Here is a 24,975-nt window from a genome sequence, read left to right as displayed (position 1 = left end):
CCGTTTTTGGTCTCCGCTTCCGTTCCCCTAAACAGGTTCCGCGAACCTGTGGGAAACTCGTAAACATTAAATTTCGAGCGCTCTGGCTGCTCGACGCGGATTCTGCTGGGCCTGAACCGGTCGCCGCTGCCCGGCTAAATTCGCGGATCGTCTTAGCTCCTTCGGCACATCTTTCATTGGCAGAATGTAATGAGATGACAGGGGCGACTTTCGACACCCAGCAACTAGAGATGAGCTTTTGAGGGCACGTTAATGACATCCTATTTAAAGATTGGTCAGGGTTAAATTCGGCTGATCAGTCTGAATTCGGTTGATCCCAAAAGGCCTCTGCGCGGTTACATAAGGGAATGGGTTTTCCGGCGTTCCAAGCTTTGGAGCCACCCTCATTATTGGCAGAATTCTCCTCATTATTCGGGAGGCCGCTGGTACCGCGTTCCACCCTGAAGTGCGAAACCCGTGTGTATCTTTTGTGGGCTTTGGTTCATCGAGAATTACAAGAACCAGATATTGCGGATTGTTAGCTGGTAGAACGCCCATGAAAGAAGTCATCACTCGGGTCTTATCATAGCGCCCATTTACGACTTTCTCGGCTGTTCCGGTTTTTCCTCCAACGTAATATCCTGGCAGGTCGGCTCCTTTGGCCGATCCGGAAAGTGCATTCAGCCGCATCAGATATCGCAACTCTTCAACGGTTTCGGTCTTAATAACAGCATCCTGAATAGTTCTTGCGGACACATCGGACCCCTTGATGAAAGTTGGCCTAATCAAATGGCCACCATTCACAAGCGCTGAGACACCCATTGCGGCCTGCAGTGGGGTTACGGCAAGCCCGTGACCAAAGGCGATCGTCGCAGTATTCACCGGCTGCCAATTTTTAGGGACAATTGGAGTTGCATTCTCGGGTAATTCTGTGACCAAACGATCTAATTGCCCCAGTTTTTTCAAGAAGCTTTTGTGCTGATCTACGCCTACACCCATTGCCATACGGCCGAAAGCTATGTTCGAAGAAGCGAGAAACGCCTCTGGCACATTCAACGGTCTATTTTCTCCTCGAAAGTCATTGATCCGAAAACGGCCAAAACTCAGGGGCTTACTCGCATCAAGAACAGAGTGCATATTGTAAATGCCAGAGTCCAACGACATCGCAGTCGTTAGCGCTTTAAACGTCGAGCCCATTTCGTAAACACCGACATTAATGCGATTAATGTTTTCCGGCTTAAGTGCCTGTGTGGAGTCGTTCGGATCAAAATCCGGAATTGACACGAGCGATATGACTTCTCCGTTATTCACATTGAGCACCAGCCCAGCACCGCCAATAGCATTGTATCTTTCGATCTCTGCGTGAAGCTCATGCGCGAATGCTTGTTGGACTTTTAGATCCAGACTTAATTCTACGGGCGTGAGATCAGCCTTTTGCAGATCCATTCCTGCCGAGCGAAGGGCGTCAAGGCCACTTTGATCTACCCACTTCTCAATGCCAGAAATCCCTTGATTATCGATATTGACCGCACCGAGCACTTGAGCAGCCGCAGGCCCATTTGGATACAACCGACTTGTCTCGCGTCTAAATCCAACTCCCGGAATGCCTTGTTGCCACAAAGATTGCTGTTCGGCTGGCGTAACGGAGCGCTTGATCCACGTAAATCCGCTCTCGCCTCTCAGGCGGCTATGCAAGCTGCGAGCATTTAATTCCGGGAAAACCGCCAGAATCTTCTCCACAGCCTCGTCCACATCCACAATTCGCCGTGGCTCTGCAAAAGCTGAGTACGATGGCAAATCAGTCGCGAGAATACTCCCATTCCTATCATGAATGTCAGGGCGCGCTACGGACGGTGTTACGGGATAGTATGCTGTCGAGGTCTCATCCGCCACTCCGAAAGCGAGAAGACGCGCCGTAATAGCCGCATACGCGATTGCGAATAGTGTTACAGTTGTGAGCGTCCGTATTCGATTTCTAGCGGGCTCGATTGGCCCAAGTTTTCTTTTCGGCGTCATGCCAAATGAGGGTGCTTTAGGCCGGAAGCTAGGAACGCTCATTTATACCTCAGAAAGTTTCTCGATAGCTGCGTTTTGGTTCCACCCTTGGCCAGGCTTTTGCAGTTGTAACGGTTAACGAATTCTGAATCGTTCTCTGTAATCACTGCAGTTCAATAATCCTTTCCCGACCTATCCTCAGTAGCTTTGCCCTTAGTCGAAGCGGTGCCAAGTGCCAGGCATGTGAAACCTGTACTCAATCACAAAAGGCAAAGCCCAATTGTTGTGCACACGCGGTCCGTGCGGGCGTGCCCTGTCATACATCCGGACTTACTTTCGTATTCGTAGGGCCTTGGAACCAATCTGGCTTTTTGCTCACATCGAGAAATCGGCCTCACCAATCTTGCTGGCAAGCTCGATCGAAAACGCCTCAAAGCCCTCTGGGAATTTGTCCAGCGTCTCGGCGGCCAGACTGCGTAGCGATTGCATCAGCTCATCGTCTGGACCGGTGCGCTACCTCGAAGCACCTCCTGATCGCTCAGCGCTTCATTGTTCTTGTCAACGGCTGCATATGCATATCGATCGCCTGGGTTTGTCATGGGATCCTCCGAGTCAAATCAGGAGAATTTAGATAAAACGCAAGAGCAATTTTGGAAGCCTCAGGTTCGCTGAACCTACCGGGAAACTTGTAAAATCATTGTAAGCAATTGATTTATATGGTGGGCGCGACAGGGATCGAACCTGTGACCCCCTCGATGTGAACGAGGTGCTCTACCGCTGAGCTACGCGCCCGGACAGCCTGCTTCCTGCAAGGCTGGGCCGATATACCCGCCGCACCGGACGAACGTCAACTGCCCGAGCCGGCACTGTCCATAAGTTCCAGAAGCAGCTTCGCGGTCAGATCATCATATGTTGGCAAAATTTTTGTCGCCATGGCCCGCGCCTGTTCATTTGCATCATAACCGAAGGACATCAGAACCGATGCAATGCCAAGATTGCGCGCCGCTTCCATGTCCGTCACCGTATCGCCGATCATGACACTGCTGCTGTGTTCAGCACCAGCCTGCGCAATCGTGCCGCCCAGATGACGCGGGTCAGGCTTGCGAGCCGGAAAACTGTCATAGCCGCAAATCGCCGCAAAACGTGTTGAAAGGCCCAGCGAATCGAGAAGCACCTTTGCCAGGCGTTCTGACTTGTTCGTGCAGACGGCAAGCGTGAAGCCGGCTTGGGACAGCCGGTCCAATGCCTCAACCGCACCTGGAAAAGCGGTGGACCCAACCGCAATATTGGCTTCGTAATAGGTCAGAAAATTTTCAACGTGCCGTTCCAGCATGTCTTCCGGCAACTCGGTGTTGGCCCAGCCATAAGCCGCTCGCAACATTGCCCGCGATCCGTGGCCGGCAAAGGGGCGCACCGTTTCGATACACACCGGCGCCATGCCGTGCAGATGGAGGCAATGGTTCAGACTTGCGGTCAGGTCTGGCGCGGTGTCTACCAGCGTGCCGTCCAGATCAAAGACCGCAATTGGCCGGATACCATGTTTGAAGTCAGTCGATTGAAGTGCGCTCATGCCCCGCATCAAGCGCGGCATGCCCCATGTCGTCAAGCAACGAATCGACAAGGCGCGGCGAAGCAGCTAGACGAAAGTCTGGTCTGAGAGGAGAGATTTCGGAATGAACGATGCAGCACGGCTGAAAGAGGACGCAGCACGCCACGCTTTGGACTATGTGGAAGATGGCATGCGCCTTGGCATTGGCAGCGGCTCAACCGCCGAGGCTTTTGTGCGCGTTCTGGCCGAGCGCGTGGCCGCCGGACTTCAGCTGGTTGGCGTGCCCACATCCGAACGCACGGCAAGCCTGTGCCGTGAGCTGAACGTACCTTTGAGCACGCTTGAGGAACTGCCGGAACTGGACCTGGCCATTGATGGCGCGGATGAGGTTGACCCGCAACTGCGCCTGATCAAAGGCGGCGGTGGTGCGTTGCTGCGCGAAAAAATTGTGGCAGCAGCATCAGCGCGGATGATTGTCATCGCCGATTCGTCCAAGCTGGTGGACACCTTGGGCGCTTTTCCGCTGCCGATCGAGGTGAATGGTTTTGGCGCGGTGACCACCTATCTGGCTATTGAGCGGGCAGCCAGCATGATGGGGCTTTCCGGTGCGCTGACGTTGCGCAAGAATGGTGATGCGCCCTTCATTACAGATGGTGGACACTTGATCATTGATGCATCTTTTGGCCGCATTCCCGATCCAGAAGCGCTGAGTGCTGCAATTCATGCCATTCCGGGCGTGGTCGAACATGGCCTTTTCCTGGGCCTTGCCAATATGGCGATATTGGCCGACCCGGAAGGTGTGAAGGTTTTGAACAGCTAAAGTGAATTTACAGCTGGGGCTTTTTCGCGCGGCGAAAAAAAGCGAAAATGCGTCAGATCGTAAAGGTTGTGGGATTTGCATTCGGGGCTTGCCCCGGTAAAGGTTTGTCCGGTAGTGAGCCAGCAGGCTTCATTTCGAATCCATGGAGATGGGACTTTGAAGGTTTTTAACCTCGACTTGTGTCGGGCCGCATGCGCCGCGGCCGCACTGACCGCGCTGATTGCTATGCCTTCGCAAGCTCAGGAGGTCAGCCCATCGCACCTTGCTGCTGCGCGGCAGGCAGTAGATGCGATTGATACGACAGAGCAGTTCGACCAGATTTTGCTGAACGCGGCAACGCAGATCAAAGCGGAATTGATTGTCAACAATCCTAACCTGCAGTCGGAAATTTCGGCGATGGTTGATGACAATGCAATTGCCCTTGCGCCTCGCCGGGCCGATCTGGAAAACGAAATCGCGCGGATATATGCCAAGATGTTCACGGAGCAGGAATTGCGCGAAATTGCGCAGTTTTATGATTCCGAAGCAGGGCGCAAGCTGATTGCGCAGGGTCCGGCCGCCGTTCGTGAAACCATGTCTGCCGCAGATATCTGGGCCAATGGCATTGTGCGAGATTTGCGCAATTCCGCTGACGAGGGCATGAGAACTCTTGCCCCAGCGGTCGAAGGTACACCAGCACAGTAGCTGGTTGACCAGTCGGACGCTTTAACTCAGGCCTCCGGTGGGATGAATGACGCAGTTTGACTACGATTTGTTTGTGATTGGCGGCGGCTCGGGCGGTGTGCGCGCCGCCCGCCGCACGGCTGCCCTGGGGCATAAAGTTGCGATTGCAGAAGAGTTTCGCTTCGGTGGAACCTGTGTGATTCGCGGCTGTGTGCCCAAAAAGCTGTTTGTCTATGCGTCGCAATATTCCGAGCATTTTGAAGATGCCCGCGGCTATGGCTGGAATGTGGGTGAAACGCGCTTTGACTGGCCAACCTTGATTGCGGCCAAGGATGCAGAAATCGACCGGCTGGAGCAGATTTACAGCCGAAATATCGAATCTGCCGGAGCAGAAATTCTAAAAAGCCGTGCTGTTCTGGAAGGCCCGAACAAGATTCGTCTTCTGGCTACCGACAGGGTGGTGACCGCCGAAAAAATCCTTATTGCCACGGGCGGCCGGGCCAATCCATTTGCTGATCTGCCGGGCGCTGAGCATTGCATCAGTTCGAATGAGGCGTTTCACCTGAAACGCTTGCCTGAGCGGATTGTCATTCTGGGCGGCGGCTATATTGCAGTTGAATTTGCCAACATTTTTCACGGCCTTGGCGTTGACACGACGCTGATTTACCGCGGGAAACGCATTTTGCAGGGCTTTGACGATGATCTGCGTCTGGGCTTGAGCGATGCCATGCAGGCCAAAGGCATCAATATTCGCTGCGAAGATACAATTGTGCGCGTAGAGCAGAAGGCTGATGGCCGATTTGAAGCGCATTTGAAAAGCGGTGACTGTCTGGATGCCGATGAGGTGATGCTGGCGGTTGGTCGCCTGCCCAACACCGAAGATCTGGGCTGTGACAAGGCTGGCGTAAAGCTTGACCATACGGGTGCTGTTTGCATCGATGAGTATTCGAAAACGAGCGCACCCAATATCTGGGCGTTGGGTGATGTGACCAATCGACTGCAGCTAACCCCGGTGGCCATACACGAGGCCATGTGCTTCGTGGACACGGTGTTCCTGAACAAACCAACAGTGCCTGATCTGGAAACGGTGCCGACGGCGGTGTTTTCACAACCAGAAATTGGTACAGTCGGATTGTCAGAGCAGGTTGCGGCAGAACAATTTCCCAATGTTGAAATTTACAGTGCCAGCTTTCGGCCCATGCGCAACATTCTGGCTGGCCGCAATGAAAAAATGCTGGTCAAACTTGTGGTGGATGGAGCCAGCCGCAAGGTGGTTGGTGCGCATGTGCTGGGTCCGGACGCTGGTGAACTGGCGCAGATTTTGGGTGTGTGCGTCAAAGCCGGCCTGACCAAGGATGATTTTGACCGCACCATGGCCCTTCATCCCACCGCGGCGGAGGAACTGGTGACAATCTACCAGCCGAGTTACCGCCTGTTGGATGGAAAGCGTCAAGACGGGTGAATGATTTTCACGCGGACCACCCCGACCTTCAGCGATTGATTGCCGAGGGCCAGGTAGTTTCCTATTTCGGTTACGGCTCACTGGTCAACAAGCGCACCTTGCGCACGCGCTTCCTTGCTATCAGACGCGCCGAAATCACTGGCTGGCAGCGCTTCTGGATTCCAAGGCCGCACCCGATGCCAGCGCTATTATCGGTTAGAGAACAGGCCAGCTGCGCCACGCAGGGCGTGGTGGTCTACGAGCTTGCCGAGCATCTGCCATTGGTGGATGAGCGTGAAATTGGCTATCTTCGGCAGGTTGTGGATCGGGAACGGGTGCGGGTGGAAAATCCGCCTGGCTTGGATGTTCCTCTGTTCATCTATGAAGGGCGACGCGATACGCCAACTGCTGAACAGGCCGGAGGCTATATACTGCAATCCTATCTTGACGCCGTCCTGCAAGGCTTTCATGCGCTGTATGGCAGGGAAGGCGTGATGCGTTTCGTCAGAGAAACCGAGGGTTTCGGCGTTGCTTTACTGGGCGACAGGGCGGAGCCGCGCTATCCGCGATCGGTACAGCTTGAACCCGGTGAGGCCGATTTTTTCGACGCGCTTTTTTCGGTGACAAATCAGCACATTGATGGTTAAAGAGCGCGGCGCGGCTGTCGCGCGGAAAGCAATTGCTTGCAACAATAAATCAGAGCGTCTGACCGATAGAAGTTGAGCGACGATCTGCAGGAGACTTGTGATGACGAAAGACTGGACACCCTCGACCTGGCGCAGCAAAGCCATCGAGCAGGTTCCGGACTATCCGGACCCGGCTGCTTTGGCCGAAACGGAAAAGCGTCTTGCTACCTTTCCACCACTGGTTTTTGCAGGTGAAGCCCGCAAGCTGAAGCGTGCTCTGGGCGAAGTCGCCGAGGGGCGGGGCTTTCTTCTGCAGGGAGGCGATTGCGCCGAAAGCTTTGTGGAACATGGCGCGGACAATATCCGCGACTTTTTCCGTGCGTTTCTGCAAATGGCAGTTGTGCTGACATTTGCGGCATCTTCACCGGTTGTCAAAGTTGGCCGTATAGCCGGCCAGTTCGCCAAGCCACGCTCTTCCAACAGCGAAACGAAAAATGGTGTTGTGTTGCCGTCTTACCGGGGCGACATCATCAACGGTATCGAATTTGACGAAACTTCCCGTGTTCCCAATCCGGAACGGCAGGAAATGGCGTACCGGCAGTCTGCGGCCACGCTGAACCTGCTGCGTGCTTTCGCGCAGGGCGGTTATGCAAATCTCGACAATGTGCATCAGTGGATGCTGGGCTTCCTGTCCGGCTCGCCGCAGGCTGAGCGCTATGGTGAAATTGCCGACCGCATTTCCGAAACAATGAATTTCATGCGGGCCATCGGTATTAATTCCGAAACGCATCCATCTCTGCGTGAAACAGATTTTTTCACCAGCCACGAAGCACTGCTTCTGGGCTACGAAGAGGCGCTAACCCGCGTCGATTCAACCAGTGGTGAGTGGTATGCAACATCCGGTCACATGATCTGGATTGGTGACCGCACACGCCAACTGGAAAATGCCCATGTGGAATACTGCCGGGGCATTCGCAACCCGATCGGGCTGAAATGCGGGCCCAGCCTCGAGGCGGATGATCTTGTGCGCCTTCTGGACAGGCTGAACCCAAATCATGAACTGGGGCGGATGACGTTGATCACCCGCTTTGGCCATGAGCGGGTAGAAGCGCATTTGCCCAAGCTGATCAGGGCAGTAGAGCAGTCCGGCCACAAGGTTGTCTGGTCGTGCGACCCGATGCATGGCAACACCATTACCGTCAACGATTACAAGACCCGGCCTTTCGACCGTATTCTGGCTGAAGTGAAGGCATTTTTTGAAGTGCATCAGGCGGAAGGCACACATCCCGGTGGCATTCATATCGAAATGACCGGCAAGGATGTGACAGAGTGCACCGGCGGTGCTGCGCGTCCGGTTCTGGCGGAAGATCTGTCCGACCGGTATCACACGCATTGCGACCCGCGCCTGAACGCCAACCAGGCTCTGGAACTGGCATTCATGGTCGCAGAGCTGGTGAAGGAACACCACGCTGGCGACAGGGCGGCACAGGTCGTCAATTTCTAGAACAGTTCCTGCTGAGACGGGATTTGTTCAACCGGCGGGAATTCGCGACAAGCAAGAACCAGGGGCGTTGCATGAGATCGAAAGATCCTTTGCAGCGCCCTGATTCATTAATGCCACGCACAAAGGCGGTTTCATCGGCTTTGTGCGTGGCCTAATTGTCGGTTTCGTTCGAACCGCTTTGTCTGGTTGGGCCGACATGACCCACCAGAGCCTTGGTGTCCGTTTCCTTGCGGGATTTGAACCACATGGGGCTGAACTGGCGCCAGCCGACATACAGCGTCAACAGAACAGCCAGGCCGCCAAGAACGTATATTGCTATATGTTCCACGGCTTCCAACTGGGCGAAGACAGAGCTGATGGAATAACCGAACACGTAGCCGATTGTGGTGAATATTGAAGCCCACAGACCTGCGCCAATGAAGTTCAGCACAAGAAAGCGCGGAATGGTGATGCTGGAAAGTCCCAGAGCTATCAGCCCCGGCATACGCAAGCCGTAGATGTAACGATTCACGATGACGAAATAGGCGTGGAACCTGTCCACCAGCTTCAATGCCTTGGCAAATTTCGGTCGGCGAATCCAACGCTGAACCCATCGATGGTTCGAAAAATATCGGGCGAACAAAAACACGGCAAGATCGCCGCAGAAAGATCCGACAAACGCCAGACCGATCATGAGCTGAAAAGTTTGAGTTCCGCGGTAGGCAAGAAAACCGCCAATGATCGCAAAGACTTCGCCTTCAAAGAAGGTGCCAGCAAACACAATGGCAACGCCGAACCGATCAATTAGTCCGAGGATTTCGTACACGATGCCTCCGCATATCCGGCGCGATCTGCCGGAATTCCCCGGTTCATATGCTGACCGGCTGGCATATTTCAACTACAAAGGCGCAGCTGAGCAGGATTTCCCGGTTATTGCGCGCTGCTGCGGCGTGGGTCATTCTGGAATATCTCTTATCACAGCGGTCGAGGAGCATTGCATACTATGTTAATTCCACCAGCCGGTGACATCGCCATGGCCGCAACGGTGGTCGGCATTCTGTTTCTGGTTCGATTCATGCTGACATTGCGCAGGATAAGGGCGGCAACAGGGCGGCAGACGAAAACAACGATGTTGGCAGACAGCACGCTGATCACCCGGCCACTGGCTTTCGGGCGGGATGCGGAGCCCGAACGTCGCCATGCACTGCGACAGTTCACGGTGGGGGCGGTGTTCACAGCCTGCGGCCTTCTGCTGGCAAGCTGGGTGGTTATTTCCGGCCTGGTGTCGCCACTGGTGCAGCGTGGCATGCCGATTTGAACCTGCGCCAATTGCTGTTGGCATACGCATGACCATTGTGCAATCTGCCGCATTTGCTCTAAGCAATCATCAGCGGAAATGCTGGAAATCAAGGAGATAGAGCGCTCTTGCAGAGCATGTGCCATGCACGGGGCGTTTCAGGAAGCCACATGAGTGTTATTGTCAGATTTGCACCTTCGCCCACGGGCTATATTCACATTGGCAATCTCCGGCCGGCATTGTTCAACTGGCTGTTTGCCAAGGCCCGCCCGGGCGAGGCACCGGGGCAGTTTGTCCTGCGGTTCGATGATACCGACGTGGAGCGGTCACGGCAGGAATATGCCGACGCTATAGCGGAAGATCTGCGCTGGATCGGCATTGTGCCGGACATGATTGCGCGCCAGTCCGACCGATTGGAAATTTACGACCGGGCGGCAGATGCGTTGCGCGCGAAGGGATTGCTCTACCCGTGCTATGAAACAGCCGACGAGTTGGAACGCCGCCGCAAACGGCGCATGGCGCTTGGCCAGCCGCCGGTTTACGGGCGGGATGCTCTGCGGTTGACGGCAGAAGAGCGCGCAAAGCTGGAAGCCGAAGGGCGCCGTCCACACTGGCGCTTTCTGCTGCCGAATTTCGAGTCGGATCCTTTTGCACCGGTCCGCAAGGAAGTCCGCTGGAATGATCTGGTGCGTGGGCAGCAGACGGTTGATCTTTCGTCTCTCTCCGATCCGGTTCTGGTCCGTGAAGATGGCACCTACCTCTACACGCTGCCATCGGTTGTTGATGACGGAGAAATGGGCATCACCCATGTGATCCGCGGGGATGACCATGTCACCAACAGCGGCGTGCAAATTGCAATTTTCGAAGCACTTGGCTATTCGCTGCCGGTTTTCGGTCACCACAATCTTTTGACGACGGTGGATGGCGAGGGGCTGTCCAAGCGCTCTGGCGCGCTTTCAATCCGCATGTTGCGAGCGGAAGGGCTGGAACCCATGTCGGTGGCCTCACTTGCGGTGCTGGTTGGCAGTGCCGGCTCTATTGAGGCGATGCAGGACCTGACGCAGCTTGGCGCACGGGTGGATCTTTCGGCTATTTCTTCCTCCAATGCCAAATTCGATCCGGCCGAACTGGTGCGGCTGAACGCAGAGCTGGTGCACAAGTTCAGTTATGAGGACGTGGCAGCGCGGCTTGCAGAGATGCAGGTGCCAACAGACAGTGCGCAAGCGTTCTGGCTGGCAGTGCGAGGAAACTGCGAAAAGCTTGACGATGCGGCAAGCTGGCAGGCGATTGTTTACCACGCGCCGAGCGCAAGTTTCGTTTTCAGCGATGAGGATCTGTCGTTTGTGCGGGAAGCCTTTGCGCTTCTGCCGCCGGAACCATGGAACAATGAAAGTTGGGGTCTGTGGACGCAGGCGGTCAAGGCCGCAACCTGGCGAAAGGGGCGTGGTCTGTTCCTGCCTTTGCGGCTGGCATTGACCGGACTTGACCATGGGCCCGAGATGGCGGCCTTGCTGCCGCTGATCGGGCGCAAGGCTGCGTTGCAGCGCATCCCCTGATGCTTTGGCGTTTGCGCATTTCGCAATGCGCAAACGCCACTGATTCAGCCACGGCGGCGCTGAACCGCTTCTGCCACAGCAATGGCCGTCATGTTGACAACGCCTCTGGATGTTGCCGACGGTGTGAGAATGTGCGCCGGCGAATTGGTGCCCAGCAAGATTGGCCCGACATGCAGGGCGTCGGTCATGGTCTTCACGACGTTCAGCGTGATGTTGGCCGCGTCCAGCGTTGGGAACACCAGAAGATTGGCGGTGCCGCTGAGCGTGGAATGAGGCATCACGCGGCGGCGCAGATCTTCCGACAGAGCAGCGTCACCGTGCATTTCGCCATCTATTTCCAAGTTTGGCATGGCTTTGCGAACAATAGCCAGCGCCTCACGCAGTTTGCAGGCATCTTCCGTATCGGCAGAACCGAAGTTGGAATGTGACACCAGAGCAACCTTGGGCTCGATGCCGAAACGGCGCACTTCAATTGCCGCAAGCTGCGCAATCTCCGCAATATCGGTCGCCGAAGGGTCTTCCTGAACATAGGAGTCCGCAAAAAACATCGGCCCGGACTGGGTGATCAAAAGGCTCATTGCGGAAATTCTGGAAACACCGTCCGCTGCGCCGATGACCTGCCGAATGTCGCGGATATGGCGTGAAAAACGCCCGGCCAGTCCACAGATCAGGCCATCGGCCTCACCGCGCGAAACCGAAATTGTGGCAATGGCCGTTGTGTTGGTGCGGATGATTGTGCGGGCTGTATCCGGGTTGACGCCAAGCCTGCCCACTTTCGCAAAATAATCCTCCACATAGTCGCGATAGCGCGGATCATCTTCAGGGTTTACCACCTCGAAGTCCTTGCCCGGGCGAATGCGCAAGCCAAACCGCTCCAGCCGTGTCTGCAAGACACTGGGGCGACCGATCAGAATTGGCCAGCAGATCTTTTCTTCCAGCAGAACCTGCGCTGCGCGCAATACCCGCTCATCCTCACCATCCGCGAAAATGATGCGCTTGCCGGAACGGCGCGACAAGGCAAAAATTGGCTTCATGATCAGCCCGGACCGGAAGACAAAGCGGTTGAGCTTGTCCATATAGGCGTCCCAATCTGCGATCGGGCGGGCGGCAACACCGCTTTTTTCGGCAGCCCTGGCAACTGCGGGTGCGATTTTAAGGATCAGGCGTGGGTCAAACGGTGATGGAATGAGGTAATCCGGCCCGAAGACCGGAGTTTCCGAGCCATAGGCCTTGGCCGCAACTTCCGACACTTCCTCTCGGGACAATTCGGCAATTGCATCCACCGCGGCAATTTTCATCTCTTCGTTGATGGTGGTTGCACCGCAGTCCAGCGCGCCCCGAAAGATGAACGGGAAACAGATAACATTGTTGACCTGATTGGGAAAATCCGACCGCCCTGTGCAGATCATCGCATCAGCGCGCACGGCACGGGCAAGATCCGGCATAACTTCCGGCGTCGGGTTGGCAAGCGCCATAACCAGCGGGCGCTCGGCCATTTTTTCCAAAAGCTCTGGCTTGAGCACGCCGCCAGCAGAAAGCCCGAGAAAAATGTCTGCGCCTTCAATAACATCGGCCAGCGTTCGGGCTTCGGTTTCCTTGGCGTAGACCGACATCCACCGATCCATATGGTCGTTGCGGCCCAGATAGACCACGCCATCCTTGTCAGTGCAGGTGATGTTTTCGAGCCTGGCACCCAGCGAAACCAGCAGATTGAGGCAGGCGAGGGCGGCTGCGCCCGCTCCCGAGGTGACGATCTTGACGTCTTCAATGTTTTTGCCGGCAAGCAAAAGCGCGTTGCGCACTGCGGCAGCAACAATAATTGCAGTGCCATGCTGGTCGTCGTGGAAAACCGGAATTCCCATGCGGGCGCGCAGCCGCTCTTCAACTTCAAAACACTCCGGTGCCTTGATATCTTCAAGGTTGATGCCGCCGAAGGTCGGCTCCAGCGCCGCCACAACATCCACAATCCGGTCGATTTCCTGGGCGTCGATTTCAATGTCGAAAACATCTATGTCGGCGAACTTCTTGAACAGAACCGCCTTGCCTTCCATGACCGGCTTGGAAGCCAGCGGACCAATATTTCCCAGGCCCAGCACGGCTGTGCCGTTGGAAATGACAGCAACCAGGTTTGCCCGGCTGGTATATTCGGCTGCAAGTGCAGGGTCTTTGGCAATTTCGCGGCAGGGGGCAGCAACGCCTGGTGAATAGGCCAGTGCCAGATCGCGCTGGTTGCCGAGCGTTTTGGTCGGGCGAATTTCCAGCTTACCGGGCTGTGGGTGCCGATGGTAAAACAGCGCCTGTTCATCAAGATCCGGGACGGTGTTGGTTACGGTTTCATCAATCCCCGGCATGTGGCCTCCGCGCCTGCACATTGCTCAATTCCAGAAAAAGCCTCAGAGCTCTAAACCTGGCATTGCGACATAACAAAGAGATAAAGCCCGATTGCATTCAGGGTAAATGCGAAGGGCACGCTTATCTCCCGAATGCTCTATTGCATTCGTGCGGAAATCAAAACCATTTTAACGATAATAATGCGTAAACAGAGTGCTGAATGCCTTTCAATACAGGGAAACCGGCGGGCCTGCGCACATCACATGCTTGTCATGAGAATCTGCCATATCGGGCATAGATTTTTACGAAGTGAAGTGCAGCAAAAACGTCTTTGATCAATCAACACGACCATCTGACGTTGAGCTCCATCAGGCAATGAAAGGCGCAGCCTCATGGTCAGCAATGGGCAAGAGCCTTTGAAAGAGCTACACGCCCGGCCCTTTGTCCGGCATTTCCGAACGCTGTTTCTTTCCGATGTGCATCTGGGTTCCAAATCTGCGCAGGCAGATCTGCTGGTCGATTTTCTGAAGTGTCATGATGCGGAAAAAATCTATCTCGTGGGTGACATTGTGGATGGGTGGCGGCTGCGCCGCTCGTGGCACTGGCCCTCTGCGCACAATGATGTGGTGCAGAGGCTGCTGAGCAAGGCACGCAAGGGCAGTGAGATTATCTATGTACCGGGAAACCATGATGAGTTCATGCGTGAGTTTCCCGGCGAACATTTTGGCGGCATAGAAGTGCGGTTGCAGGATGTGCACGAGACGGCTGATGGTCGCCGCATGCTGATCATTCATGGTGATGAGTTTGACGTGGTGGTTCGCAATGCCCGCATCATCGCCTATCTGGGCGACTGGGCTTACGACATGGCCATTGCCATCAATCACATTTTCAATCGCATCCGCACATGGCTGGGCTTTCCATACTGGTCGCTGTCATCCTGGGCCAAGTTGAAAGTTAAAAATGCCGTCAATTTCATAGGCGCGTTTGAAGATGCTCTGGTCAGCGAGGCAAAGCGCCACAATTGCGAAGGTGTGGTGTGCGGGCACATTCACCACGCCATTATCGGCACGCGCGGCGCCATCACCTATGTGAATACGGGTGATTGGGTGGAAAGCTGCACCGCCGTGGTGGAGCGCCATGACGGCACTTTTGAGTTGATCCGCTGGACGGTTATGGCCGGTACTGAGATTGGCGACGTGCTGCAAGGTGCCCAGCCCATCGCGGCGGAGTAAGGGCTTTTACGCCAAATTGACGAATGCATCGAGCTTCAAAACTTAACCTCTGCTTGTAAAAACCTGTATATCTGTGCGGATAGTCTTCGACAGTGCAGGACATGTTGAGTTATGGAAGTTGCGTATCTGATCAATCAATATCCCAAGACCAGCCACAGTTTCATTCGACGTGAAATTCTGGCGCTGGAAAAGGCCGGGGTTCGCGTGCACCGCACTGCCATGCGCGGCTGGGATGCAGAGCTTGTTGATCCGGAAGATATAGCAGAGCAGAAACAGACCTATTATTTGCTGAAGGGTGGAGCTGTGCCGCTGGTTTCAGCGACGGCCAAACAGCTTTTTCGCAACCCGAAAAAGTTCTGGGCAGCGGCGCGCCAGAGCCTGCGCATGATGCGCAAAAGCGACCGGTCCCCTGCTGTACACGCCATTACGCTGGCTGAAGCATGTTTGCAGGCCGAACATCTGGCAGAGGTCGGGGCCCAGCATATTCACGCGCATTTTGGCACCAACTCCGCCGAAGTCGCCATGCTGACGAGCATGCTTTCCGGCATACCTTACAGTTTCACCGTGCATGGACCGGATGAATTTGATGCGCCGCGCTTCATGAAGCTGGGCGACAAGGTGCACCACGCCAAGTTTGTTGCTGCCATCAGCGATTTTTGCGCCAGCCAGATCTATCGTTGGGCGGAGTTTGCCGACTGGGGCAAGATCAGAATTGTTCGCTGCGGGCTGGACCCTGCTTATGTGCTGGAACCATCTCCCGCGCCAATTTATCCGCGGCGTCTGGTGACGGTGGGGCGTCTGGGTGGGCAAAAGGGCCATTGGTTGCTGGTTCAGGCTGCGGCGCTGCTTAAGCAGCGCGGTGTGGATTTTGAACTGGTGCTGGTGGGCGATGGTGAATTGCGCCCGGATATTGAAGGGTTGATTGCCAGGGAAGGGTTGGGAGATACGGTTACCATCACCGGATGGGCCAGTGGCGATGAGGTGCGCCATCAGATACTGGCTGCACGGGCGATGATCCTGACCAGTTTTGCCGAAGGGCTGCCCGTGGTGATTATGGAAGCCTATGCGCTGGGCCGCCCGGTTCTTGCAACCGAAATTGCCGCGATACCGGAACTGGTGCGCGAGGGTGAAACGGGCTGGCTGTTTTCTGCCGGGTCAGTGGAAGCCGCAGCGGCAGCAATGCTGCGTTGCCTTGAAGCGCCGGATGTTGCCTGCGCTGATATGGGGCGGCGTGGGCAGGCGCTGGTGCGGGAGCGGCATAATCTGGATCAGGAAGCGGCTTATCTGGCCAGCCTGTTTAGGGAACAGAGCATTTCCCGTTGAAGCGGACTCGCTTCAACGACAGGACAATGCGAAAAAGCGAGAAGCCTTCATTTCCCGTTGAAGCGGATCCGCTTCAACGACAGGACAATGCGAAAAAGCGAGAAGCCTTCATTTCCCGTTGAAGCGGACTCGCTTCAACGACAGGACAATGCGGATAATAAAAGGCCTCAGCATTTCCCGTTGAAGCGGACTCGCTTCAACGACAGGACAATGCGGTACAATCATCAGGCGGCAACGGCCGCCTGAGTTGCAAAACGGCTTTCTGCCAGATGGTTGGCAAGTCTGACCGCCAGCGCAATAGCGGTCAGGGTCGGGTTTGCCTGACCGGAAGTAGGCAATACGGCAGCGCTTGCCACGTATAGATTATCCAGATCAAAACTGCGCAGATTGGCATCGACAACGCCTTCGCGCCGGTTGTCTGCCATGCGGATCAGGCCGATCTGGTGTGTGCCATGGCGTGCCTGCGCCATGACGCCGGCAACCCTGTCTTCACGAGGCATGCGGTATTCCAGAGTGCCAAAGCCGGTTGTGTGCAGCCATTTCTCAAACAGGTCATGCACCTTGACCACCGACTGTGCATCCGCTTCCGGAAAACGCTGGTCAATTTCCAGACGCGGCAAGCCAAGAGCATCTGTCTTGTCTGTCAACCAAACCCGGCTTGATGCATCCGGGCTGTGCTCCGAGTGATAGGAAAGGCCATAGCGGCGACTTTTGTTCGGCACAAAAAGGCCTGGCAGCCTTTCCTTACCGGTATAGCGCCGGATCAGAAAATTGCTGGCATGGCGCGCGGCTTCTGGCATGCCGGAAAGAACATTTCGAACATGCTTCAAGACATCCTGCGGCTTGTCGGAAACATGGCGACGTCGAATGGCTTCGGCCACAATGAGCCTTCCCACCGGGCCATAAGCCATGACCAGATAGACCAGTGACAGAATGGAGCTTTGATGGCGCGGGTCGGCAACCGGTGGCACAACTGGCCAAAGTGACGTGTTGAGAATGCCTTCCTGCAATTGCGTTTCGACACTTGGCACAAAGCGGCGGCGAACATACGAGCCACTTTCATGGACAAAAAAGTCAAACGCCTTATCCAGGCGGTCAGACGTCAGCGTCATATCAGCAATTTCGCCAATGACGTGGCCCATGTAATAGCGGCCAAGCGGGCCATCGGGCCCACCAAACAGATCGGGTGATTTGCGGCGAGTGGCCAGAAGCAGGCGAGTGCTTTCCAACCCGCCAGCGGTTAGAACAAGCGTTGAGACACCAAGGCGGCGCTTGCCGCTGCCATCTGCGCGCGAAATTTCGACGTCACGCACCTTGCCATCATCACCAAGGCCGATATCCGTTACCGCACTGTGCAAACGCACATCGATCAAAGGGCTTTCGCTCAGGATTTTGCGGTGGGTGACCTGCAGCTTCTGCTCATTGGCCCAGCGTTCCAAACTGTCAAAGCTGAAGCTTTTGTCGTCTGTTTCCAATCCGGCAATCGGCGCGGAGTAGACGAGTTGGCCAGTGTCTGCCAGCTCGCAGGCGCGGGCGTAATGCTTGTACACGTCCTGATATTCAATTGGCCATTTTGCATCGACAAGGCCGGGCCGGGGCATGAAATCCACCGGATCGTAGATGACGCAGCGGGCACCCCAGAAATTGGAGGTGCCGCCCAGCATGCGCGCCACGGCAATCGTCATGTCGTCATGACTGTCCGCCTTGGAAAAATCGGCTTGTGAAAGTGCCTGAATTTCGGGATCACGCTTTTTCCCGCCAGATTCCAGCAGCAGCACTGGCACGGAAAGCCGTGCCAGTTCCACCGCAAGAGAAATGCCAACGGGGCCGGCGCCGACGATGCAGACACCGGAAAAATGATCGTCGAGGCCATCCAAATCGTCGTTTATCATAATGATTTATCCAAAAATATTGACTGTAAAATATGCTCCCGTGCAGTCGTTTACTGATTCACTCAGCGGCCATCAAAACCGATTGCGAGGTGTTGACCGGCGCCTCATTCAACACCTGGCGCATGCGCTCTGCCAAAACCCGCACGCAGGGTTCCAGCACCATGCCGTCATGATCACCCGGAACGATGGCAACAACCAGCTCATCGACAAACGGGGTCCAGCCATTGTCATCCAGCACAATGGTGCGGCCTTCCTGCAGGCGGCGGCCATCCCGCAACTGATACACAACATCGGGAACCGGGCGGAACAGATGCACCGTGCCTGCATAGGGCCTGACCTGATACAGCTCCAAAGCACGGCGGAAGGCCGCTTCAATATTGTGATTGTGGAATTGCTCTGTCGAGTTTTCGGAGGTTGCGGCAGATTCCTTTTCACGCCGCTCTTTTTCCCACAGCATCCGGTTGCGCCACCATTGCGATACAAATGACAGCTTGTTTCGCTTGAGATCCTGCAATTTCATGTCCAGACGGTCCATCTGCGTCAGAGCCGGCTGGGTTGGCAATGGCGTATCCAGCATGATCAGGCGGCTTACGGTTTCCCCTGCCTCCTGCAACTGCCGGGCAATTTCAAAAGCGGTTATGCCGCCACCGGAAAAGCCGCCGAGCAGATAAGGACCATGTGGCTGCACAGTGCGAATTTCGGAAATAATCTCGCGTGCAGCTTCCTCAAATGTCTCGTGAGGGGATTCCATTCCGTACAGCCCACGCGATTGCAGGCCATAAACCGGGCGGTCGGTGCCAAGATGCAGTGCCAGATGGCGCAAATTCAGAATGTTTCCGAACATGCCTGCACACAGGAAGAACGGCGTTGCCTGTGGGTTCTTGCCTTTGTGCATGACAACCAGATGCGTCAGCTTGGAGGTGGCGTCTTCCTGACGCGGTTCCGTGCTGCCGTCTTCGCCATCCTGCGTGCCAACCTTTTCACCAATCAATGCGGCGCAGGCTGCAATAGTCGGCGCTTCAAAAAGCACGGAAATCGGAAAGTCCAGACCATATTCCTGCCGGATCATGCGGAACAGCCGGACCGCGATCAGCGAGTGACCGCCGATGTCGAAAAAGCTGTCATCAACGCCAATTCCGTCAACACCCAGCAACTCCCGCCAGAAATCTGCGAGCTTGCGTTCAATAGCATTTCGTGGGGCGACAAAATCTCGTTCAAGTGCCGGCCGTTCGAACAATTGCGATGATTTTTCAACCTCTTCCAGAGGCTGGTTCGCACGGGATATAAGCGCTGGAAGATCCATGGAAGAAATGATCGGCTGGCTTTCTCCGGTGCCGAGGGCACGAACCAGTGCGGAAAATCCTTCTGCAGGACGAATGCCCTGTGCCACTTGCGCCGCAAGGGCAAGAACTGCCGGCGACGTGCTGCGTGGAGCAGCAGATGGCGCACGGGCCGTATCGGCAGCCGGCGCGGCAAAGCTGACATCATCATCCAGACGTTTGATGATGAAGTGGTCGACCTGCGCTATGACATTGCCGGCCTCGTCGGCCAGAACCACATCAAACGCCGCATAGCCATCACCCAGACCCTCGGCATCAGCCAGCCTTAGCCAGCTGACGGTCTTTTGCGGAAGGGGAGCCAGAACGCGCAGCTTTGCATAGGAGGCCGGTGCCCACAGAACCTTGCTGTCGCCATAGCCGGCAATCAGATCCATGGCACAGCCAGTGGCAATGTCCATCAGGGCAGGGTGCAGGCGGGTGTCATCACCCTTTGCCTGCTCTGCCAGTTCAAGCTCTGCCAGTGCCTCGCCTTTGCCCAGGGAAAGGGATTTGAGAACCCGCCAGCGCGGGCCGAAGCGGACGTGATCCTCCTGCGCAGCGCGCAGGGTTTGACCCGGCTCTGCCGCTGTGCGCTCGGTGCAGCGTGCCTGAACAGCCGCAATATCGATCCTGGGCTGTTCAGTCGCGGCCTGCAGAAGCAGCGCTTCGGCATGGCGCACAAATGCCCCATCGCTGGCCTGCGCCGTAATGGTGGCCCGCAGCCCCTGACGGGTCGGCTCCAAACGCAACCGAACCAGCTTTTCGGCATTGTCTTCCACATCCAGCGGACGCAGGAACACAAGATCGCGAATTTCCACTGCCTCGGCCAGGCCGTATTCACGAGCCGCTTGCAGCAACAGTTCGATATAGCCGGTGCCGGGCAGAATTGCCGTACCGGAAACAAGCCTGTGCTCAGACAGAAGCCAGTGTGTGCGGGGGCTTATGGAAGTTTCGAGCCACAGATTTTCATCCTCGTCTTCCACCCAGTGGGTGAAGAACGGGCCGCTGGCAGGTTCCAGTGTCTGCGAGTCAACCACACTGCGCCCCATGGCACGGGCAGCAAGTCCGGTTTCATCCCACACACCCCAATGCACGGCCACGGTTTTTCGGTCTGTGCGGTTGCGGCAGCTTTCTGCATAGGCGTTCAGATAGGCGTTGGCGGCAACGTAATCCACCTGACCGGCAGGCGCAGTATCGGTACTGGTGGAAGAGAAAAGCACCAGAAGATCCAGCTTTTCCTGATCGAGGCTATCGGCAAGAACGGCAGTGCCGTGCACCTTTGGCGCAAACACTTCTTCCACATCCGCATGGGTTTTCAGCGGAATCAGATCGTCCTTTACCAGACCTGCAGTGTGGAACACGCCGTTGAGTTCGCCGAACTCCTTGCGAGCTTCTGCAACCGCAGCCTGCATTTCGACCTGATTGCCGACATCGGCATTCAGATACAGAACTTTTGCGCCGGTTTCTTCCATGGCCGAAATGGCCGCAATGGTGCGGCGGGTCCGGTCGCGGCGGTTCAGTGCTTTTGAAAGCAGCGGCCACTGGCTGCGGTCCGGCAGAGGCCGACGGCCAACCAGAACAATTTTTGCCTGATAATCATTGACCAGCTGCGACGCCAGTGCCAGCGCCAGATCACCCTGACCGCCGGTGAACATGTAGACACCGCGCTGCCGGATTGCCAACTTGTCGGTTTCCTGAAGCTTCAGCGGCGCATAAGCCCGCTTCCAGCGCTTTTCAGCACGATAAGCCAGTGTTTCCGTAGCTGGAGCGGCCATCAACTCGTTCCACAATTGCCCTTCAGTATCGGGCAATTGTTCGTCAGCTTCAGGCCTGCGGCGTGCAAACAGCGTGCTGCGCGTTTGCTTCTGTGCAACTTTGACCGGCAGGTCCATATCGGCAATGCGCACGGTGACACCGGGCATTTCCTTGGGCAGCACCAGGGCCGGGCCCAATATGGTTGCCTTTTCCGGGCATGGCACGGCCTCATCTGCCACCCGCTGCATGCCATTGGTGGCAATTGTCAGGTGCAGTGGTGCACCAGCCCCGGCATCTGCCATGGCTTGGGATAGATACAATATACTGTAAAACCCGCATTCCTGATTGCGGTGGAAAAAGCTGGAGCCGGGGCGGTGGCTTTCATCCGTGGTCAAAAGCCACAAATGCACAATCTGGCTTGGCATCTCGCCATCAGCCGCCAACCCGCTGAACAAAGCGTCATAGCCAGCGCGCTCGTTTTCCGGGCACAGCACATAGTCATCAGCGCCGCGTTTGCCAAAATTGTCGCCCAGTCGAACCGTTGCGACCCTGTGTCCTGCCTTGCGAAGCCTTTCGGTCAGGTTTGCGCCTATTCCGCCTTCATCGGCAAACACCAGCCAGAACTGGCGTTCTGCTGCCACTTCGCTTTCAATATCGGGCAGGGATTGCTTCCAGACCGGGCGGTAGCCCCAATCGGAAATGTCTGCACGGCGCAAAAGCGGCGCTGCCTCGCCCGCCTTGGCGGTTGTGGCTGCTGCCTGTTCAATGAAAAACCGACGATGCTGAAATGCATAGGTTGGCAGAGACACGCGGCGCGCGCCGCTGTCCTTGAACATTGCGGAAAGGTCAGCCGGCAGGCCCACGGCAAAAGCGCGGCCAATGGCGGTCAGCAGATAAAGCCGATCGTCCACCACCTCGTCCGGGTGTGGCAATGCATTGATGATCTGGTTTGCATCGATATTGCCCTGCGCCTTGGCCAGCGAACTCAAGGCACGGCTGGGGCCGACTTCAATATAGACGCGGGATTTGTCGGCTGCCAATGCGCCCATTCCGCGGGCAAATTCCACGGTGGAGCGCAAATGCCTGCACCAGTATGTCGGGTCTATGGCCTGCGCGTCCGACAGCCATTCGCCGGTCAGGTTGGACATGATTGGAATGCGTGGTGCCGACAACCGGATGCTGCGCAAAAATGCCTCGAAGCGCGGCAGAATATCATCCAGCATTCGCGAATGGGCCGCAATGTCGATCTGTATCCGGGTGCTTTCAATATCACGCGCCAGCAAATCGGCGCGGAACGCTTCCAGATCTTCATTCTTGCCGGAAACGACGCAGAATTGCGGTGCGTTGACGGAAGCAAGGTCCAGCGCTTCTGGAAGAATTGCCTGCAGCGATGCCGGATCCATTGGCACGCTCAGCATGCCGCCTGGGGCAATCGTGTCAAACAACTCACCACGCAGGCGCACAAGGTTGACCGCATCCTTGAAGCTGAAAACCCCTGCCAGACAGGCAGCAGCGTTTTCGCCCATGGAATGGCCAATCAATGCGCTTGGCCGAATGCCAGCCGCCATCAGCGTGCGGGAAATGGCAATTTCGATAATGAGAATGGCAGGAAGCTGAACCGATGGCTTGAGGAGGGCTTGCGCTGCGGCTTCATTGCCGGCGGATGCTTCCAGCCAGGCCTGACGGATTTCTGTGGCGGCGGCAGCGGGCAGATAGGAAAGGCCCTCATCCACCAATGCGCGGAAGCCGGTATCCTGCGCATAAAGCTGCGCGGTCATGCCGGTGTGCTGCGCCCCTCCGCCAGGAAACAGAAACACTGCTCCGCTGGTGCTGTCCATTGCCGAGTGGGTGAAGGCGCGGCGTGTTTCGGTGTCACTCAGTGTTGCAATGGCATCCTGCCGATCGCGCACGGCCACAACCCGGCGATGTTCAAACGCCTTGCGCCCGTGCAGCAATGTGTAAGCCGTGTCACGCAATGACAGGTTGGAGTCATCAGCCAATCGCGCTGCCAGACGGGCGACTGCGCCATCCAGAGCCTTGCGGCTTTTTGCCGAAAAGACCAGCAATTGCGCATTGTCATTGTCTGCCGAAGCCGGGCGGCCCTTGGGCGTGCTGGCGACTGGTGGCTGTTCCAAAATAACATGCGCATTGGTGCCGCCAACGCCAAGCGAGTTGATGGCGGCACGGCGCGGCGCGCCTGTATCCTGCCACTCGGTCAAACGGTCATTGACAATGAATGGCGTTGTTTCAAACGCAATGGAAGGGTTCGGCTTTTCGTAATTCAGGCTTGGCGGAATCTGGCCGTGCTTCACAATCAGCGCCGCTTTGATAAGGCCGACAACACCGGCCGCCGTGTCCAGATGGCCGATATTGGTTTTAACCGACCCAATCCGGCAGAAGCCGGTCTGGCTGGTGCTTTGCCGAAAAGCCTGGGTCAGAGCTTCAATTTCAATCGGGTCGCCAAGATAGGTGCCGGTGCCATGGCACTCGACATAGCCAATGGTTTCCACGGGCAGTCCGGAAAGAACCTGCGCCTCGACAATTGCTTCTGCCTGACCGGAAACACTGGGGGCGAGGTAGCCCGCTTTTGTGCCACCATCATTGTTCAAGGCACTGGCCTTGATGACCGCGTGGATGACATCGCCATCTTCCATGGCATCGGCAAGACGGCGCAGCACCACAACGCCCGTGCCGCTGCCAAATACCGTGCCAGCCGCGCGGTGATCAAACGCCCGGCAATGGCCATCTGGCGAAAGAATTTCACCATCCTGAAACACATAGCCGCGACGATGCGGCAGCTCGATGGTGACACCGCCCGCAAGCGCCATGTCACACTCGCCATTCAACAGGCTTTGACAGGCATAATGCACGGCGACCAGAGATGTTGAGCAGGCGGTCTGCACGTTAACGCTGGGGCCGCGCAAATCGAAATTGAACGAGGCTCTGGTTGCCAGGAAATCCTTGTCGTTGCCCGTGTGGCGAAGTAGAAACATGCCTGTTTCTTCAACAAGTTGTCGGTTGCTGCAAACGTTGAAGTAGAAGTAGCTTCCCATGCCGCAGCCGGCAAAAACCCCCACCGGGCCATTGGCCGTATCAGGCGTGCGCCCGGCATCTTCCATCGCTTCCCAGGCGCATTCCAGAAACTGCCGATGCTGCGGGTCCATAATCGCCGCTTCCTTGGGGCTGAGCCCAAAGAAATCGGCATCAAACAACTCCATTTCATCCAGCACGGCTGCGCGCGGTACATAATTTGGATGATGCATGCGCTCGGCGCTTTCGCCGTGCTGGATAAGCTCTTCCGGGGTTAAAGTGCTGATGGATTCAACGCCATCGCATAGGTTTTTCCAGAAGCCTGCGGCATCTTTCGCACCCGGTACGCGAAGCGCCATACCGACGATTGCTATGTCATTGGGTGAAAAAGTTTCATCAGCCATATCGTCCGCCCGCAATCTATAGTTTGGAATTTAAACAATGAAATGCTGTCTTCCCGGCCAAAAACAAGCTAGCCGCTGCGATCAGTGGTAAGCTTTATCATGCAAGGCGTCACGCTAGCATTTGGGAAGATATGACTTATACCCAAGGGATAAAATTATGGATGCCTATACGCCTTCTGGTGGATAATATGCACCCATAGCCCACCTTCCGATGCCACCGGAAGGACACGTTGATCTTCAATTCAGCTGATGAGCATAGTCGCCGCATTCATATTCTAAG

General features: G+C 56.1%; 15 protein-coding genes and 1 tRNA gene. 9 read left to right on the top strand and 7 right to left on the bottom strand.

What is annotated here, in order from left to right; translation table 11 throughout:
• Nucleotides 1-264 precede the first annotated feature (264 nt).
• The 3 genes from FPY71_RS08865 to FPY71_RS08855 all read right to left on the bottom strand — a co-directional run bounded on the left by FPY71_RS08865 (nt 265) and on the right by FPY71_RS08855 (nt 3,544).
• The gene (locus FPY71_RS08865) at nt 265-1,995 is read right to left on the bottom strand and encodes a peptidoglycan D,D-transpeptidase FtsI family protein (RefSeq protein WP_188052324.1); all 1,731 of its coding nucleotides are present in this window, start codon (nt 1,993-1,995) and stop codon (nt 265-267) included.
• A gap of 696 nt (nt 1,996-2,691) precedes the next feature.
• Nucleotides 2,692-2,766, bottom strand: a tRNA-Val gene (locus tag FPY71_RS08860).
• Between the two features lie 55 nt (nt 2,767-2,821).
• Nucleotides 2,822-3,544 carry an HAD-IA family hydrolase gene (locus FPY71_RS08855; protein WP_188052277.1) on the bottom strand — a complete coding sequence of 241 codons (723 nt, stop codon included), beginning with the start codon at nt 3,542-3,544 and terminating at the stop codon, nt 2,822-2,824.
• A gap of 103 nt (nt 3,545-3,647) precedes the next feature.
• On the opposite strand from FPY71_RS08855, the gene rpiA reads away from it, so the two are divergent.
• From rpiA to FPY71_RS08830, 5 genes are all read left to right on the top strand, one after another.
• Complete coding sequence (gene rpiA / locus FPY71_RS08850) at nt 3,648-4,343, top strand: ribose-5-phosphate isomerase RpiA (protein ID WP_149299713.1); 696 nt, start codon at nt 3,648-3,650, stop codon at nt 4,341-4,343.
• A 156-nt stretch (nt 4,344-4,499) separates the two neighbouring features.
• The gene (locus FPY71_RS08845; protein ID WP_246160245.1) at nt 4,500-5,027 is read left to right on the top strand and encodes a DUF2059 domain-containing protein; all 528 of its coding nucleotides are present in this window, start codon (nt 4,500-4,502) and stop codon (nt 5,025-5,027) included.
• Between the two features lie 46 nt (nt 5,028-5,073).
• Nucleotides 5,074-6,468 (top strand): glutathione-disulfide reductase, encoded by a 1,395-nt coding sequence (gene gor / locus FPY71_RS08840; RefSeq protein WP_149299711.1) that lies wholly within the window; start codon nt 5,074-5,076, stop codon nt 6,466-6,468.
• Nucleotides 6,465-7,094: a gamma-glutamylcyclotransferase family protein gene (locus FPY71_RS08835; protein ID WP_149299709.1), complete on the top strand. Its 630-nt coding sequence runs from the start codon at nt 6,465-6,467 to the stop codon at nt 7,092-7,094. Before gor ends, FPY71_RS08835 begins: the two co-directional genes overlap by 4 nt.
• 100 nt (nt 7,095-7,194) lie before the next feature.
• Complete coding sequence (locus FPY71_RS08830) at nt 7,195-8,577, top strand: class II 3-deoxy-7-phosphoheptulonate synthase (RefSeq protein WP_149299707.1); 1,383 nt, start codon at nt 7,195-7,197, stop codon at nt 8,575-8,577.
• 151 nt (nt 8,578-8,728) lie between these two features.
• Here FPY71_RS08830 and FPY71_RS08825 read toward each other — a convergent pair whose 3' ends face one another.
• A complete protein-coding gene (locus FPY71_RS08825; RefSeq protein ID WP_149299705.1) occupies nt 8,729-9,382 on the bottom strand; it encodes a DedA family protein in 654 nt (217 codons plus the stop codon).
• A gap of 177 nt (nt 9,383-9,559) precedes the next feature.
• Between FPY71_RS08825 and FPY71_RS08820 the strand changes: the two genes are divergently transcribed.
• Both FPY71_RS08820 and gltX read left to right on the top strand, forming a co-directional pair.
• Nucleotides 9,560-9,874, top strand: coding sequence for a hypothetical protein (locus tag FPY71_RS08820; protein WP_149299703.1), 315 nt, complete (start codon nt 9,560-9,562; stop codon nt 9,872-9,874).
• A 149-nt stretch (nt 9,875-10,023) separates the two neighbouring features.
• Nucleotides 10,024-11,409 carry a glutamate--tRNA ligase gene (gene gltX, locus FPY71_RS08815; protein ID WP_149299701.1) on the top strand — a complete coding sequence of 462 codons (1,386 nt, stop codon included), beginning with the start codon at nt 10,024-10,026 and terminating at the stop codon, nt 11,407-11,409.
• Nucleotides 11,410-11,453: 44 nt separating this feature from the next.
• Here the strand turns inward: gltX and FPY71_RS08810 are convergent, their stop codons facing one another.
• Nucleotides 11,454-13,760, bottom strand: coding sequence for an NADP-dependent malic enzyme (locus FPY71_RS08810; RefSeq protein WP_149299699.1), 2,307 nt, complete (start codon nt 13,758-13,760; stop codon nt 11,454-11,456).
• Nucleotides 13,761-14,156: 396 nt separating this feature from the next.
• Between FPY71_RS08810 and FPY71_RS08805 the strand changes: the two genes are divergently transcribed.
• Nucleotides 14,157-14,972: a UDP-2,3-diacylglucosamine diphosphatase gene (locus FPY71_RS08805; protein ID WP_246160243.1), complete on the top strand. Its 816-nt coding sequence runs from the start codon at nt 14,157-14,159 to the stop codon at nt 14,970-14,972.
• A 111-nt stretch (nt 14,973-15,083) separates the two neighbouring features.
• Nucleotides 15,084-16,295, top strand: coding sequence for a glycosyltransferase family 4 protein (locus tag FPY71_RS08800; protein WP_149299695.1), 1,212 nt, complete (start codon nt 15,084-15,086; stop codon nt 16,293-16,295).
• A gap of 224 nt (nt 16,296-16,519) precedes the next feature.
• On the opposite strand, the gene FPY71_RS08795 is transcribed toward FPY71_RS08800, so the two are convergent.
• Together FPY71_RS08795 and FPY71_RS08790 are read right to left on the bottom strand one after the other, a co-directional pair.
• Nucleotides 16,520-18,187 (bottom strand): GMC oxidoreductase, encoded by a 1,668-nt coding sequence (locus FPY71_RS08795; protein WP_149299694.1) that lies wholly within the window; start codon nt 18,185-18,187, stop codon nt 16,520-16,522.
• Nucleotides 18,188-18,245: 58 nt separating this feature from the next.
• Nucleotides 18,246-24,695, bottom strand: a complete 6,450-nt coding sequence (locus tag FPY71_RS08790; RefSeq protein WP_149299692.1) for a type I polyketide synthase — start codon at nt 24,693-24,695, stop codon at nt 18,246-18,248.
• Nucleotides 24,696-24,975 lie beyond the last annotated feature (280 nt).

The organism is Aureimonas fodinaquatilis (assembly GCF_008369445.1).
Classification (GTDB): domain Bacteria; phylum Pseudomonadota; class Alphaproteobacteria; order Rhizobiales; family Rhizobiaceae; genus Aureimonas; species Aureimonas fodinaquatilis.
This window is presented reverse-complemented; position numbering and strand designations above follow the sequence as displayed.